The organism is Chryseobacterium defluvii, from assembly GCF_014204415.1.
GTDB lineage: Bacteria > Bacteroidota > Bacteroidia > Flavobacteriales > Weeksellaceae > Chryseobacterium > Chryseobacterium defluvii_A.
Window position 1 is genome coordinate 329,997 of the sequence record NZ_JACHLE010000001.1, and the last position, 16,193, is coordinate 346,189.

General features: G+C 39.6%; 11 protein-coding genes. 10 read left to right on the top strand and 1 reads right to left on the bottom strand.

Translation table 11 applies throughout. From position 1 onward, the window contains the following. Positions 1-419 precede the first annotated feature (419 nt). Together HNP38_RS01460 and HNP38_RS01465 are read left to right on the top strand one after the other, a co-directional pair. Complete coding sequence (locus tag HNP38_RS01460) at positions 420-809, top strand: hypothetical protein (protein ID WP_184183347.1); 390 nt, start codon at positions 420-422, stop codon at positions 807-809. Between the two features lie 15 nt (positions 810-824). Beyond that, complete coding sequence (locus HNP38_RS01465; RefSeq protein ID WP_184183350.1) at positions 825-3,143, top strand: reprolysin-like metallopeptidase; 2,319 nt, start codon at positions 825-827, stop codon at positions 3,141-3,143. A gap of 319 nt (positions 3,144-3,462) precedes the next feature. Here the strand turns inward: HNP38_RS01465 and HNP38_RS01470 are convergent, their stop codons facing one another. Continuing rightward, positions 3,463-5,058, bottom strand: coding sequence for a peptide chain release factor 3 (locus tag HNP38_RS01470; RefSeq protein WP_184183353.1), 1,596 nt, complete (start codon positions 5,056-5,058; stop codon positions 3,463-3,465). Positions 5,059-5,202: 144 nt separating this feature from the next. Here HNP38_RS01470 and HNP38_RS01475 point away from each other — a divergent pair, with 144 nt between their 5' ends. The 8 genes from HNP38_RS01475 to HNP38_RS01510 all read left to right on the top strand — a co-directional run bounded on the left by HNP38_RS01475 (position 5,203) and on the right by HNP38_RS01510 (position 16,088). Next, positions 5,203-5,796, top strand: a complete 594-nt coding sequence (locus HNP38_RS01475) for an AAA family ATPase (protein WP_184183356.1) — start codon at positions 5,203-5,205, stop codon at positions 5,794-5,796. 46 nt (positions 5,797-5,842) lie between these two features. Beyond that, positions 5,843-6,673 carry a CPBP family intramembrane glutamic endopeptidase gene (locus tag HNP38_RS01480; RefSeq protein WP_184183359.1) on the top strand — a complete coding sequence of 277 codons (831 nt, stop codon included), beginning with the start codon at positions 5,843-5,845 and terminating at the stop codon, positions 6,671-6,673. A 184-nt stretch (positions 6,674-6,857) separates the two neighbouring features. Beyond that, the gene (rdgB, locus tag HNP38_RS01485) at positions 6,858-7,448 is read left to right on the top strand and encodes an RdgB/HAM1 family non-canonical purine NTP pyrophosphatase (RefSeq protein WP_194299321.1); all 591 of its coding nucleotides are present in this window, start codon (positions 6,858-6,860) and stop codon (positions 7,446-7,448) included. A gap of 55 nt (positions 7,449-7,503) precedes the next feature. Then, positions 7,504-8,418: a ribonuclease Z gene (locus HNP38_RS01490; RefSeq protein WP_184183362.1), complete on the top strand. Its 915-nt coding sequence runs from the start codon at positions 7,504-7,506 to the stop codon at positions 8,416-8,418. A 7-nt stretch (positions 8,419-8,425) separates the two neighbouring features. Beyond that, the gene (locus tag HNP38_RS01495; protein ID WP_184183366.1) at positions 8,426-9,193 is read left to right on the top strand and encodes a TIGR02757 family protein; all 768 of its coding nucleotides are present in this window, start codon (positions 8,426-8,428) and stop codon (positions 9,191-9,193) included. 11 nt (positions 9,194-9,204) lie between these two features. Beyond that, positions 9,205-9,735 (top strand): DUF1003 domain-containing protein, encoded by a 531-nt coding sequence (locus HNP38_RS01500; RefSeq protein WP_184183369.1) that lies wholly within the window; start codon positions 9,205-9,207, stop codon positions 9,733-9,735. A gap of 253 nt (positions 9,736-9,988) precedes the next feature. Continuing rightward, positions 9,989-12,331 carry a choice-of-anchor L domain-containing protein gene (locus tag HNP38_RS01505; protein ID WP_184183372.1) on the top strand — a complete coding sequence of 781 codons (2,343 nt, stop codon included), beginning with the start codon at positions 9,989-9,991 and terminating at the stop codon, positions 12,329-12,331. A 184-nt stretch (positions 12,332-12,515) separates the two neighbouring features. Beyond that, on the top strand, positions 12,516-16,088 hold the full coding sequence (locus HNP38_RS01510; RefSeq protein WP_228460902.1) for a choice-of-anchor L domain-containing protein: 3,573 nt from the start codon (positions 12,516-12,518) through the stop codon (positions 16,086-16,088). The last annotated feature ends 105 nt before the right edge of the window (positions 16,089-16,193 follow it).

The window sequence follows — 16,193 nt, forward strand, 5'->3', positions numbered from 1 at the left end:
TCTCATCAGCTTCAATCCGAAAGATTTTTGAGGCAAGGTTTCAAGACTGCATTTTGCATCGTATTTATGATTTAAAAGTTATAGGTACAGCTGTTCCGATGATCTTTTTCCGTTCATTTCAGGAGTGAATAGGTGAACCATACTCTTGTTCATCAGCCGATCGATACCTTCTGCCGGCAGTTTGGACTTCAAAAGTTTTGTAAATGATTGACAACAGCTTTATAAATTTCTAAAAAAAATCAAAAAAATGTTCAAAATGCTAATTATGAATAATTTAATAATTACATTTGTGTATTAATATTTTATTAATGAAAAGAGGAGTTTTATTAATGGTTTTCTCATTGTTTTTTGGATCTGGCAGCGGGTTGAGCTGTACAAATGTTTCTGCCGCAAAGAATATCGTTGAAATAGAACCGGCCATGAGTAAAAATGATAGTGAAATAAAATTTTCAGAAGTACGAAGATTAAATAAAAATATCTCCCTAAAAGAGTGTATGATTGTACAGTCCTTGGAGGAAACGGTTAAGTTATACGGTTTGCTGGAAGATAAAAGGTTTTCCCGGTCAGAGCCAATTCCTTCACTTTCTGAAAATGAATTTCTTCTTATGCTGAAACCTGAACTGAAAAAACAGCAATACGGGGATATTGAAGTAATTAAAATAGAAGAAGAACAATCGGTTTTTAATGTTTATTATAAAGAAATTAACAACGAAGAATACTTACTGAACAAAGAAAAGAATCCTATACTGATTCTTAAAATAGAAGGGGAAATTCCTTCAAGTGTTAAACTAATACCTCTTAATTTGTAAAAAAATGAAAATCATATGAAGAAAAAACTACTCATTTTGAGCACTTTGCTTGTATTTTCAGCGGCAGGATTTGCTCAACAAAATCACTGGAAGAAATTTGATTCGAAAATTGGCAGCGAAATTCGTGAAAGCGGGGTAAGAATTACTGATTTCACTCTGTTTACGCTTAACGTTAAAGAGATCCAAAATCAACTCAAAAATTTGCCGGACAGTGATTTCCATTTGTCCCGCAAAGGAGTTCTCTTAAACTTTCCAAATCTTGAAGGAGGTTTTGATACTTACGAGGTTTTCGAATCATCAACGATGCATCCCGATCTTCAGAACAGATATTCTGAAATCCGATCCTACACCGGTTTCAAAAAAGGTGACAAATCAACAGTTTTAAAGTTTAGTATAGATCCTTATTTCGGATTTAACGGGATGATCAGAACTAATCAGGGAATTTATTATATAGATTCTTATACAAAAGATAATCAGGTCTATAAACTGTATGATAGGAAAAAAGCTTCATCTCCTAACCAGTTTGAATGTCTTTTTAATGGCGACAGTGAGCTGAAAGAATCCGCTTTAAATGCCCAGAAAACAGTTGTTGATGCATTAAACAGAAAGTACAGGCTATCCATTACCACAACAATAGAATATACGGCTTATACTGCAACACAAGCTGGTGTGGGCTCAGGAACGGATGCCCAGAAAAAAGCGGCAGTTCTTGCGGCGGTTAACCTGGCTGTAACAAGATTGAATGAAGTTTTTGAAAGAGATATTTCTGTAAGATTACAGCTTATTGCAAATACAGACGCTTTATTCTTTATCAGTTCAGATACTTTCAATACCCTGAATGCAGGGCAGATGCTTACTGAGAATATTACAGTGACCAATAATATCATTGGTGCTGCTAATTATGATATTGGCCACTTGTTCTTTCAGGCAGCTGCAGGAAATGATAATGGTTTGGCATCCACTCCTTCAATCTGTGGAAACAACAAAGCCGGGGGCGTGACGGGTTCTGCAATTCCGGTAGGAGATCCTTTTGTGATAGACTTTGTAGCCCATGAAATGGGGCATCAGTTTGGGGCTATGCATACCCAAAATAATAACTGTAACAGAAATGTACCTACATCTATAGAACCGGGAAGTGCAAGTTCTATTATGGGATATGCAGGAATCTGTCCTCCAAACGTACAAAATAACAGTGATGCTTATTTTCATTCAATAAGTATTGCTGAAATGTACACAAGACTTACTTCAGGTTCCACTGCTACCTGCGGTGTTAAAACACCAATTAACAACGCAGAACCTATTGTAAATGCAGGAGCTGATAAAAGTATACCGAAGAGTACGCCATTTATGCTAACGGCAACCGCAACGGATGCAAATAATGATGCACTTACCTATACCTGGGAGCAGATTGATGCGGGAATTGCTACTATGCCGCCTCAGCCGACAAGTGCCGTAGGGCCTCTTTTCAGATCTGTAATGCCTACAGCATCGCCGTCAAGATATTTTCCAAGATTATCAACCATTGTTGCAGGATACGACCCTACAATTGTAGCTCCTACAGATGTAAGAGCATGGGAGAAACTTTCTTCCAGAGCAAGAGATCTTAATTTTTCAGTTCTTGTCAGGGATAATAATCCTGTGGGAGGCCAGACGGGGCGTGACGATGTGAAACTTACCGTTGTAGATGGTGCAGGGCCGTTTGTGGTTACCTCGCAAAATACGACAGGAGTTGTCTGGAATGAAGGGCAGGCATATGCCATTACCTGGGATGTAGCCAATACAACAGCTGCGCCCGTAAGTACACCTAATGTAACGATCCTGTTATCAAAAGACGGAGGTCTTACTTTCCCGACTGTCCTGGTGGCGAGTACACCTAATAACGGGACTTATAATTATACAGTTCCGGGAGGCCTTGGAACTATTAATAATGCCAGAATTATGGTGAAAGCGGTGGATAATGTATTTTTGAATGTTAATTCAAGAAACTTTACGATCAATTCATCTGTGGTGGTAATTCCTCCGGGAAATCCGGGAACTAATCCTGTGAAGGTATATCAGGGGCTGATGATCTATCCGGTGCCTTCAAGTGATGGATATGTTTATATTAAAGCTGATTTCCCGAGATTGCTTCCGGTTCGTCCTTATGTGGTTACGTATGAAATATACGCAATGGACGGAAAGCTTATAGTACCTAAGAAGACAAAATATATATTTGAGCAGCATTTGGAGCAAATAGACTTAAGACATTTGCCTACGGAAACTTATATGATTCATGTGACAGTAGATGGAGAAAAAATTGTTAAAAAATTAGTAATGACTCCCTCTTCTAAGTAAACTCTCAAAATATATCCATAAAAAAACCGTTCATTGAACGGTTTTTTTATTTTTTATTACAAAATCTGTTTAAACTGATCAAAAGGAATTAAACTACAAAGCGATAAGGGCTTTTACAGACACTTAAGTTGATGATAAGACCCTTTAATAGTATAAGAAGATAGTCGTTGAAAATCTAATATTGATATTGAGTTTAAACGAAATATTCTACTTATATGAACTTTTATGCCAATCAAATTTTAACTTTCTTAGTGCCCTAAAATGTTTTATAAATAAGAAACTTTTGTGGTTAAAATAAAAATTTAAACAACCTTACAACTTAATCCGGCTTGAATTCACTGATGAAATGAAGTTTTACATTCGGGAACTTTTCCTGGGTCATATGAATAGTGAAAGAAGAATCTGCCAAAAATACCAGTTGGTCGTACTTATCCCTGGCAAGGAATCTTTGTTTTAATCTGGCAAACTCCTTAAATTCTTCAGATTTTTCATCTGCTTCTACCCAGCAGGCCTTATGCATGGCAAGAGGCTCATAGGTGCATTTTGCACCATATTCATGCTCCAGACGGTATTGGATCACCTCATACTGAAGGGCACCTACTGTTCCTATGATCTTTCTGCCGTTCATTTCAAGAGTGAAGAGCTGGGCGACACCCTCATCCATTAGCTGATCGATCCCTTTTGCCAGTTGTTTGGCTTTTAAAGGGTCATTATTGTTGATATAGCGGAAATGCTCCGGAGAGAAGCTCGGAACTCCCTTGAAGTTTAGCTTTTCGCCTCCCGTTAGTGTATCTCCGATTCTGAAATTGCCAGTGTCGTGCAAACCAACAATATCTCCTGGATAACTTTCGTCCACTACTTCTTTTTTATCAGCAAAGAAAGCATTGGGAGAAGAGAATTTCATTTTTTTGCCCTCTCTCACCAGTAAATAGTTCTCATTTCTTTTGAAAGTTCCTGAAACAATTTTTACGAAAGCCAGACGGTCTCTGTGTTTCGGGTCCATATTCGCGTGGATCTTGAAGACAAACCCGGTGAACAGATCTTCTTCAGGTTTTACAAGGCGCGTATCGCTCTCTTTAGGCTGAGGCATCGGAGCAATTTCGATAAAGGCATCCAGTAATTCCCTTACCCCGAAATTATTCAATGCAGAACCGAAGAACACAGGCTGCAGATCTCCTCTCATATAATCTTCACGGTTGAATTCAGGATATACGGATTGTACCAGTTCAAGCTCATCACGTAAAGTCTGTGCAGCTTTGGAACCGATGACCTCATCAATCGAAGGATCATTGATATCATCAAACTTAATTGTTTCTCCTACTTTTTGCTTCTTTTCCTCCAAAAATAACTGGATATTGTTTTCCCAGATATTGTATATACCCTGAAAGTCGCTCCCCATACCGATCGGAAGAGAAAGCGGAACCACACTTAATCCCAGTTTTTGCTCCACTTCATCCAGAAGGTCGAACGCATCTTTACCTTCACGGTCAAGTTTATTAATGAAAACAAGCATCGGGATGTTTCTCATTCTGCATACCTGAACCAGTTTTTCCGTCTGCTCCTCAACCCCTTTGGCAACATCAATTACTACGATCACGGAATCTACGGCCGTTAAAGTCCTATAGGTGTCTTCTGCAAAATCTTTGTGGCCGGGAGTATCGAGAATATTGATCTTATGATCTTTATATTCGAAAGCCAGCACGGAAGTCGCTACCGAGATCCCTCTCTGTCTTTCGATCTCCATAAAGTCGGAAGTGGCTCCTTTTTTTATTTTGTTCGATTTTACCGCACCTGCTTCCTGAATGGCACCTCCAAAGAGTAGCAGCTTTTCGGTAAGAGTGGTTTTTCCGGCATCCGGGTGGGAAATAATCCCGAAAGTCTTTCTTTTTTCTATTTCTTTGATTAAGTCTGACATAATGTATTTTGAGGTTGCAAAAATCGTGATTTTTTATGGAAAATGAAAACTTTCTGAAATTACGGATTGAACCCGTATGGTAAAACCCGATTTTTGTTTGACAGGATGTTTTTAACCATTATATTTGTTTAAAAATTCTTTTAAATGAAGACCAAAAGATTAATTCTTGTTACTTCGCCACCCGCTTCGGGAAAAACATATATTTCAAAGAAAATTTCGGAAAAGCTTAAGAACATTGTTTATCTTGATAAAGATACGCTGATCCCTTTGAGCAAACAGATCTTCGCAGTTGCAGGGGAAGAGTACAACCGGAGTTCGGATTTTTTTGAAAAGCACATCCGGGATTATGAATATACTACGATCGTAGACCTGGCGCTGGAAGCTTTGAATTATGATGATAAAGCTCTGATCAATGCTCCTTTTACCCGGGAAATACGTTCACCTGAATACATGAATGCCTTAAAAGCGAGACTGAAAGACTATAACGCAAAGCTTACCGTGATCTGGGTAATCACAAGACCTGAGATTATTCATCAGCGTATGATCGAACGGAATTCTGACCGTGATACATGGAAACTGGAAAATTGGGATCAGTATATCTCCGAAGTAGATTTTTCCATACCTTCTGCCATTGACGATAAGAATGATGACCTGGACTTCCTGGAATTTTATAACTCTTCGGAAGAAGAATATACTGAATCTATGGAAAGAATTGTTTCTTTGCTGGAAAATGAGTGATGTATTAAAGGGTAATTAATTTATATTTGACAAAATTTAAAAATTGATGGAAAATAGTAGATATCCGAAGTTTACCTTTACATGGATAGGCGGGCTCGTTTTACTGGGCGGATTGTTTATGGGGACGATGCTGGTCTCATTATTTAATGTTTTCTGGATGTTTGTGTTTAAAGAAAATCTTCAGTACAGGGATTGGTTTCTTATGATTGCCAATGCGGCGGGATTTCTGACGGCTATTGCTTTCTTTGATTTTTTTATCGTAAGGCGGACTACAAATAAAAAACTGAACTTCAACTTTTCCCCGACGAATTTTTATACTTATCTCCTGATATTTCCTTTAATGCTGGGAATGATGTTCATTGCGGAATTCATTACAGCTCAAATTCCTGTAACAGGGCCCTTCTTCGGGAAATATTATGAGTTCTTTTCCGAGCTGATGAATCAGCTGACAGATAATAGGGCCGTAATGATCATTACGGCGGTCATCATGGCCCCGATCTTTGAGGAGATTATTTTCAGGGGAATCATTCAGAAAGGGTTGATTAATAAAGGAGTAGAACCCTGGAAAGCCATTGTATTTGCATCTGTCGTTTTTGGCTTGGTTCATGCCAATCCGTGGCAGTTTGTAGGAGCGGTGTTATTGGGATGTGTTTTAGGGCTGGTGTATTACAAGACCAAATCTTTATTGTTGCCTATGCTGCTGCATGCATTTAATAATTTATGCTCTTCATTGCTCATTATTTATACTAAAAATGAAAATTTTGCAGATGCTTTTAAGGTTCCTGAATGGGTGATGCTGGCTATCGGAATTGCACTTTTTTCTATATTCTATTACCTGTTTATGAAAAAGTATAAGGTGCATTATTCTGAGATCTGAGAAAAACAATAACTAAAATTAAACCACAAAAGTCACAAAAGCTTCAGACACTTAAGCGAAATCTTTGGTTTTTCTTATATGAACTTTATTAAAGACTACATTTTAACTTTCTTAAGTGCTCTAAAGTGTTTAAACTAAAGAGCTTTTGTGACTTTTGCGGTTAAAAAAATAAAGCAACGTAGAAATGAAAATAAATATGGAGCTATTGGTAGCTACCCACAACAAACACAAAAAAGAAGAGATTCAGCAGATCCTGGGAAACGATATTATTGTTAAAAGCCTTACGGACTATAATATCCACGAAGAGATCGTGGAAGACGGAGATTCATTTAATGCCAATGCTTTGATCAAAGCCAAATACTGTTTTGAAAAGACCGGAATTCCCAGCCTCGGAGATGACAGCGGACTGGTAGTTGAAGCGCTGGACGGAAGGCCCGGAATTTTTTCCGCCCGTTACGCAGGAGACCACGATTTTGCTAAAAATATTGAAAAAGTGCTGAGAGAAATGCAGGAGATCGATAACAGGCGTGCTTATTTTATTACGGTATTGTGCTATTATGATGAAAACGGAGCACAATATTTTGAAGGCAGAGTGTACGGTAACTTATTATCGGAAAATAAAGGGCTTAAAGGATTCGGCTACGACCCGGTCTTTGTTCCTGAAGGCTATGACCGGACTTTTGCAGAAATGGATCCTGAAGATAAAAATAAGATCAGCCATCGGAAAAGAGCTTTGGATTTGTTCTTAAATGACCTGAAAGTGACTGATAAATAATAAAAATTCGGGTTTCGGATTTTCTGTTGTACATTTGTTCTAATAAACTATTAATTTGAGTACTTATTTAACGATATTAGGTTTTAATTCAGCGATTCCTACCATCAATTCTTCTCCCACATCGCAGCTTTTAGAAATGGAAGAAAGGCACTTTCTGATTGATTGCGGCGAAGGAACGCAGGTTCAGCTGAGAAAAGCAAAGGCAAGGTTTTCAAAGATCAATCATATTTTTATTTCCCATCTTCACGGGGATCATTGCTTTGGGCTTCCGGGGCTTATTGCCTCCTTCCGGTTATTGGGAAGAGAAACACCGCTGCATGTATATGGCCCCAAAGGAATTAAAAATATGCTGGAAACCATTTTTACAATCACGGAGACCCACCGTGGTTTTGAAGTGGTTTATCATGAGCTGGACAGCAGCCACTCCGAGAAGATCTATGAAGATAACAGGGTAGAGGTGTATACGATCCCGCTGGACCACAGGATTTACTGTAACGGTTATCTTTTTAAGGAAAAGCCGAAAGACAGGCACCTCAATATGAAAGAAATTGCTAAATACAGTGAAATAGAAGTCTGTGATTATCATAACCTTAAAGCCGGAAAAGATTTTGTTCTGAGCGATGGTTATGTGCTTAAAAATGAAGTGCTGACCATAGATGCGGCCCCTTCTGTTTCATATGCTTTCTGCAGTGATACAAGATATCTTGAAAGTGTGATTCCGATCATCAAGAATGTAACCGTGTTGTATCATGAGTCCACATTTTTGCATGATCTGAAAGAAATGGCTGATTATACAGGGCACTCAACCGCTTTGGAAGCCGCTAAAATTGCACAAAAAGCAGAAGTGGGTAAGCTGATCTTAGGACATTTTTCTAACCGGTATGCAGATCTTACCGTATTTACAGATGAAGCGAGAAACGTTTTTCCGAATACATTCCTGCCAAAAGCACTGGAATGTGTGAAAATTTAAAGATTATATGAATTTCGAGGAATTGAAAAGCTTTTTGGATGAAAAGGCAGATCAGTATAATCATTCAGATTTTATTGAAAATGATCCCATACAGATCCCGCACCGGTTTTCCGCAAAGCAGGATATAGAGATCGCAGGATTTTTATCGGCTGTTATTTCCTGGGGAAACAGGAAGTCGATTATTAAATCAGCTGAAAAGATACTGGATATCATGGGAAATGCTCCCTATGATTTTGTATTGAACCATTCCGGGAAAGATATGACGGCAATTGAAGATAAAAGTATTCACCGGACATTCAATGGTCAGGATTTTGTATACTTTATCAGGCAGTTTAACAGGATCTATAAAGAAAATGACAGCCTTGAGGATTTATTCAGGATCGATGAGCAGGAGATTAATTTCTACCATGCCATTGAAAGGTTCAGAAACCATTTTTTAGAACCTGAGAAACACAGGAGCCATAAACATATAAGCTCGCCTTATAAAAATTCTTCGGCTAAAAGGATCATTATGTTCCTGCGTTGGATGATCCGGAAAGATAAAAGAGGAGTAGACTTCGGGATATGGGAAAATACAGATCAGAAATACCTTTCGATCCCGCTGGATGTACACACCGGTAATATTTCAAGAAAACTGGGGCTTATCACAAGAACACAGAATGATTGGAAAACAGTGGAGGAACTGGACAGGATGATAAGACAGTTTGATGAAAAAGATCCCGCAAAATATGATTTTGCCTTGTTTGGATTAGGAGTGACTAAAGAACTACAATAAAAGTAAGAGAGATGAAAATGTACAATGAAAAAACAGAAGCTTTAGAAAAGATCGCTAACGGCATTACGTGGTGGATTGGTTCTATCCCGTCTCTTATCGCCCATACCTTATTTTTTATCATTTCATTTCTTCTTCCCCTGTTGAATATCGTTGAATTCGATAAGATGTTGCTGATTCTTACGACCGTGGTTTCACTGGAAGCGATCTATCTGGCTATTTTTATCCAGATGTCCGTTAACAGGAGCCATGAAAAAATTGAAGATATCCAGGAAGACATCGAGGATATTCAGGAAGACATCGAAGAGATCAGCGAGGATATTGAAGAGATCAGTGAAGATATAGAGGAAATTAATGAGGATATCGAAGACATCCAGGAAGATATAGAAGAAATTAATGATGAAGAGGATGATGATAATCATAATGAAAGAGCAAAAAACGTAATGCTCAAAAGCAACGTAAATTCGAATAAAAACGAAATCAAAGCCTTAAAAGATAAGATCCAGGAACTTCAGGGTAAAATTGACGAGCTGAAAAAGGACTGATTTGCCAATCATTCTTCCATATTGACGATTGGTAATTCAATAATTTATTTTTGAAAAATTAATATTTAAGAAAAAATTCTTTATTTTAAATTAATTGTAAATAATTTATTTAAAAAATGTGTATGTTTTTTAATTTAACTGCTGTTAATTTCAAAATATAACGATGTTTTATCTGATTTTATTCTGATGTCTTATTTTTAAAAATTTAAAATCATAAGTTTATTTTTGCTATTTTTGGATAAACAATAACAAAATGTTAAACTATAGATTAAAAAACTACTTTTTCTTTCTGGTACTGCTATTGATTTCCACTTCTGCGTTTTCTCAAAACAAGAGAAAGTCTCAAAAGGAAAAATCTACTACCGGAAGCATGAAAGCAGGAGCATTTATAGATGTAAATGTAGCTCCTTATGCAGCATCCGGTTACACACCTACCCAGTTAGTAAGAGATGTGCTGATCACAGGGGGAAATACCTGTACAACACCCAATGTCTCGAATGTTACGGTTTCTCCCAACCAGCCTGTAACAGATCCCAACAGAGTATGGGGGTACTTTAATAAAGGAACAACCAATTTCCCTTTTACCGATGGAATTGTTTTAGTAACAGGAGCTGCCAACAAGGCAGGAAATGCCTTTGAGGCTAATTCACTGGGTGATAGTCCCGGAACGGGAAGTGATGCTGACCTGGTAGCTGCCATCAACCCGTTGGCAGGCCTTCATGATGCTGTTGCTCTGGAATTTGACTTCGTACCTAACAGTACACAGGTTAAGTTCAATTATTTATTTGCTTCCGAAGAATATACCTCCAACTTTCCTTGTGGGAACTTTTCTGACGGCTTTGCGCTGTTGCTGAAAAAAGTAGGAGATCCTACCTATACCAATATGGCTATTCTTCCGGGTGGGGCAGGGCCAGTGAGTGTAACCAACATTGTGCCTTCCAACTATTCGTGCGGGCCTATCAATGCACAATACTTTGCCGGGCAGAATACCGCAAACATAGAAACAAATTTTAATGGTAGGACAATTCCGTTAACGGCTGTTGCAGATGTAATTCCGGGACAGACCTACCACTTTAAAATGGTGTTGGCAGATGCTTCGGATTCCAGTTTTAACTCTGCTGTTTTCCTTCAGGGAGGCTCTTTTGATATAGGGATCAGTTTTGTGGATGAAAACGGAGTTCCGCTTCCGGATACGATCAATATGTGTGATAACTCACCAAAGATAATTAAAGCCCAGGTGGCCGTTGTAACCGGAATGACTTTCCAGTGGTATAAAGACGGAGTTCTTATTCCGGGAGCTACCAATATTTCCTATACGGCTACACAGCCGGGTGTTTATGAAGTAAGGGTGACTGTTCCGGGAAATCAGTGCCCGGGAACAGCTGAAATTACAATTGTAGGAGGGACAACGCCGGTAGCTCAGAATGCTTCATTAAAGCTGTGCAGTACGCCAACGCTCTCAACATTTAACCTGAATGATGCCATCCCGTCCATAAGCACTACACCGGGTGCCGTATTCCGTTTTTACCAGAACCAGACAGATGCGGTGGCTCAAAACAGTAACTTTATTGCCAACCCGACAAATTATAACGGGACCGATGGGCAAACCTTATATGTAGTAGTTTCTAACGGAGGCTTCTGCAGCAAAATGGTTACATTGGCCCTGATAAAAGAAGAAACCCCGGTTGCCCAGCTTACTGCTTCAAAACCGAGGATCTGTGCAGGGGAATCTGTGGTGTTAACGGCTTTGGGAGGAGCAACGTATCAGTGGGATAATACTTCAAATACGGCAGCTATCCAAACCCTTACCCTTACTCAGACTACAACATTTACAGTATATGCTATCGGTCCGAAAGGATGTAAATCCTTGCAGCCGGCAACCGTAACCGTACAGGTGGTTCCGGCACTTAAATCCGATCTTAAAGGGGGAATGATCTGTCTTGGGGATGAAATTACCCTGGATGCAGGAGCGGGGCCTAATTATACCTATACATGGAATACAGGAGAAACAACACAGACGATTGTGGCCGATACACCGGGTGCTTATACGGTTACTATCGATAACGGTGTCTGTACCAAGGCATATACCACTGAGGTGATCTTGGCTCTGGTTCCTCAGATCACTAATATAGATTATAATGAGAATGGTACGCTAACCATTACTGCAGTGAGTAACGGGCCTATGGAATATTCCGTAGATAATGGACTGACGTGGCAATCTTCCAATGTGTTTTCCAATATTCCTAAAAATGCAATAATTCCTATTAGGGTAAGGGTGAAGACTACAACCTGTGTAGGTGTTTTAGATTATTTCACATTTGTAGTAAAGAATGTAATTACCCCTAACGGCGATAATGTTAATGATATTATTGACTTCAGGCCGGTGATCAATTACAAAGATTTCAAAGGAGTCATTTTTGACCGTTATGGAAAAGCAGTGTACAACGCGGAAAAAGTAAGGCCGTATTGGGACGGATATTTCCAGGGAAAACGGCTTCCTACGGCTTCCTACTGGTTCCAGGTATCCTATGAAGATCCTGCCAATAAGACAACAGCAGTGAAAACCGGCTGGATTCTGCTGAAAAATATAGAATAATTTATAAAATATATTGTAAAAAGGCTGACATTTTGTTAGCCTTTTTTGTTTTTCAGATAAAACCAAATTAATATTTGAAAATAAATAAGTTTATATGAGTAATAATACAATTTATATTGAGTTGAATTTCAATCAAAAAAAATAGTATTTTTGTTGAAAATAATATAAAATGTTAAATAGGAGGATGAGAAGTTTATTTTTAACTTTATTTTTAGCTCTTATAAGCAATTTTGCCTTTTCGCAAAACAGAGGTAAAAGCGTTAGTATTCAAAAACCTTCAGCTTCAACTATGAAAGCCGGTGCTTTTATAGATGTCAATACCAGCAATTATCCTGAATCCGCTTATAGCATTACACAGCTGGTAAAGGATGTTCTGATAGCCGGAGGTTCCACGTGTACTAATCCTAATGTGAGCAATGTTGTGGTATCCCCTAATTTAGCGCCTGCTGATCAGAGCAGAACATGGGGGTATTTTAACAAAGGGACAACGAATTTTCCATTTGCAAAAGGGATCATACTTACCACGGGACATGCACGCAAAGCAGGGAATTCATTTCAATCCGGAAATCTGGGAGATGCTTTTGGACAGATTGGGGATACAGATCTTGCAACCGCTTTAAATGTGGCGAATAGCTCATTATATGATGCCACCTATATAGAATTTGATTTTGTACCTACTTCCACAGAAGTTAAGTTCAGGTATTTATTTGCTTCAGAAGAATATGAAGGGACCTTTCCGTGTAATATTACAGACGGGTTTGCTCTTCTCCTAAAAAAAGTAGGGGATCCCAGCTATACCAATCTGGCTGTCCTTCCCGGTGGGGCAGGACCTGTGAGTGTGACAAACATAGTTCCTTCCACATATCCATGCGGACCTAAAAACGCACAATATTTCGGAGGGCAGAATACATCGAACATTGAAACAAATTTCAGCGGACGTACGGTCCCATTAACAGCAAGTGCTACTGTAATTCCGGGGCAGACCTATCATTTTAAAATGGTTCTGGCAGATTTTTCTGACTCCAACTATGATTCAGGGGTATTTCTGGAAGCCGGATCTTTTGATATAGGTGTTCAAATCTTAAACCCTGCGGGAGTAGCTTTGCCGTCATCCATCAATGTATGTGATAATGCACCTCAGACTTTTACGGCATCAGCACAAATTCCTAATGCTACCTATCAATGGCTTTTTAATAATAACCCAATTCCGGGGGCGACTTTCGCTACATATACCGCTACACAGCCGGGATTATATACGGTTCAGGTGTTTATACCGGGCAATACATGTCCGGGAACAGCCAGTGTAACCATTGTGGGAGGGACTTCTCCTACCGTACAGAATGCCACTTTAACCAGTTGTTATGTCCCGGGAAATGCCATATTTAACCTTACTACGGCTGAGTCTTCCATCAGTACTACTCCCGGGGTAACCTATGCTTATTACGTAAACCAGGCAGATGCCAATGCTGGAAATACCAGTACAATTGCCACTCCGACGGCATTTTCAAGCCCCGGTAACCAGACCGTATATGTACTAGTTAAAAACGGATTTTGTTCAAAGGTGGCTCAATTGCAGCTTATAAAGGCTCCTCAGATGACAGGAACCATTGCGACACCTCCGGCTTTAACGTGTACCAGTTCACAGACTACGCTGGATGCTACTGCTTCCGTATATCCTACGGGATCTACTTTCAACTGGACAACCACAGGAGGAAATATCGTTTCAGGTGGGACTACGTTAACCCCGGTAGTGAATGCGGCAGGAACTTATACTCTGACAATTTCCAATACCTACCAGCCAGGAAATGTAAATTGTACTGCTACTGCAACTGTAACTGTTGTTGGAGACAGCGCACCGCCTAGTACAGGGCTTACGGCTAGTAAAGTACAAATTTGTGCCGGTGAATCAGTGACCTTAACGGCTTCCGGAGGAGCAACCTATAATTGGACAGGATTGCCGGGAACAGGAAATACACAGATAGTTTCTCCTACTGTAAATACAACATACACGGTAACCGCGGTTGGAGCTAATGGTTGCGTTTCCCAGAGTCCGGCGACCCTAACGATAGAGGTTTTTCAGCCTATTACGGTGCAGAATGCTACATTGCTTAAATGCTACGAACCGGGAAATATTATTTATGACCTAACTTTGGCCCAGGCTCAGATTACTCCGGCTAACCCTGGGGTAACATTTACCTATTATGTTGACCAGGCAGATGCCAATGCGGGAAATGCCAATACGATTGGGACTCCTACGGCATATTCAAGCCCCGGCAACCAGACTGTATATGTTCTGGTGAAGAACGGTGGCTGTAGATATGTAGTGTCTTTACAACTACTGAAAACTGCTGCAACGACTTTAACGATAGCAACACCGCAAACCATAACCTGTACAACCCCTCAGATTACGTTAAATGCTTCTGCCTCTGTAATTCCTGCGGGCTCTACCATAGCATGGACTACAACAGGAGGGAATATTGTTTCAGGAGCAGGTACCCTGACACCGGTTGTAAATGCCGGCGGAACGTATACTTTAACCGTTCAGAATACAACCCAGCCTGAAAACCTGACCTGTACCTATACTTCAAGTGTCAATGTAATTGAGGATAAGGTTTTGCCGGTTGCTGCAGTTACATCCTCCCACGCTCAGATTTGTATAGGAGAATCGGTAACCTTAACGGCTTCAGGGGGAGCTACCTATAACTGGACGGGACTTCCGGGTAATGGAAACACTCAAGTGGTTTCCCCAACTGTAACTACAACTTATACGGTGCATGCAGTAGGAGCCAATGGATGTATTTCTGCAAACCCTGCTACAGTTACTGTAATTGTAGGGCCTCCAACGGCGATGGTGGCGGCCTCAAAATCAAAAATATGTGTGGGTGAATCAGTGACACTCACTGCTTCAGGTGGTATTACTTATAACTGGGTAGGACTTCCGGGTAATGGAAATACCCAAGTGGTTTCTCCTACGGTTACTACTACATACTCTGTATACGCATTAGGCGGAAACGGATGTAGTTCTATTGATCCGGCAACCATCACTATTGAAGTTGTACCGGCTATTACTTCAACATTACAGGATGTATACGTTTGTGCCGGTGATAATGGAATTTTAGATGCAGGGGCAGGTCCTAATTATACTTATGTATGGAGTACGGGAGCTACTACCCAGACAATTTCTACAAATGTTGTAGGAACCTATACGGTAACAATCAGCAACGGGGTGTGTTCCAAAATCTTTTCAGCACAATTATTGAATCCCAATCTTCCGAAATTTACCAATATAGTATATGAAAATCATGTGCTTACGCTTACGGCTTCCAACCCTACAGGAGGAATTCTGGAATATTCTATTGATGGAGGAGTGACCTGGCAGGCGTCAAATATTTTTTACAATGTCTTGGATAATACCAGTTATAATCTGATGGTAAGGGTGAAAGATGCAAAATGCAGCACCTCCTTAGAGTACTATACCTTTGTGGTCAGCAATGCGATTACACCGAATATGGATGGGTATAATGATGTAATTGATTTTTCAGGCATCAGCAAGTATAATAGTTTTGCTGCTTCTATATTTGACAGATATGGAGCTGAGTTATTCAGGGCTACAAAATCCGAAACGGTATGGCGGGGCTCTCTGAAAGGTATGAATCTTCCTACGAGTACCTATTGGTATAGGGTACAGTGGGAGAATCCGGCCAGTAAGAAGCTTGAGCTCCGGTCAGGATGGATATTATTGAAAAACAGAAATTAAATATGAAAGCGCCTGTATATAGGCGCTTTTTGTTTGTTGTGCATTAAAAAAACTTAAATATATGTGTGATATATTCAAAAAAAAATTAAATTTGTTAAAACAAAA

Excerpts from the sequence above, each read along its gene's own strand:
- HNP38_RS01460 (WP_184183347.1), top strand. The coding sequence starts at position 420 with ATGAGTAAAAATGATAGTGAAATAAAATTTTCAGAAGTACGAAGATTA.
- HNP38_RS01465 (WP_184183350.1), top strand. The coding sequence starts at position 825 with ATGAAGAAAAAACTACTCATTTTGAGCACTTTGCTTGTATTTTCAGCG.
- HNP38_RS01470 (WP_184183353.1), bottom strand. The coding sequence starts at position 5,058 with ATGTCAGACTTAATCAAAGAAATAGAAAAAAGAAAGACTTTCGGGATT.
- HNP38_RS01475 (WP_184183356.1), top strand. The coding sequence starts at position 5,203 with ATGAAGACCAAAAGATTAATTCTTGTTACTTCGCCACCCGCTTCGGGA.
- HNP38_RS01480 (WP_184183359.1), top strand. The coding sequence starts at position 5,843 with ATGGAAAATAGTAGATATCCGAAGTTTACCTTTACATGGATAGGCGGG.
- rdgB (WP_194299321.1), top strand. The coding sequence starts at position 6,858 with ATGAAAATAAATATGGAGCTATTGGTAGCTACCCACAACAAACACAAA.
- HNP38_RS01495 (WP_184183366.1), top strand. The coding sequence starts at position 8,426 with ATGAATTTCGAGGAATTGAAAAGCTTTTTGGATGAAAAGGCAGATCAG.
- HNP38_RS01500 (WP_184183369.1), top strand. The coding sequence starts at position 9,205 with ATGAAAATGTACAATGAAAAAACAGAAGCTTTAGAAAAGATCGCTAAC.
- HNP38_RS01505 (WP_184183372.1), top strand. The coding sequence starts at position 9,989 with ATGTTAAACTATAGATTAAAAAACTACTTTTTCTTTCTGGTACTGCTA.
- HNP38_RS01510 (WP_228460902.1), top strand. The coding sequence starts at position 12,516 with ATGAGAAGTTTATTTTTAACTTTATTTTTAGCTCTTATAAGCAATTTT.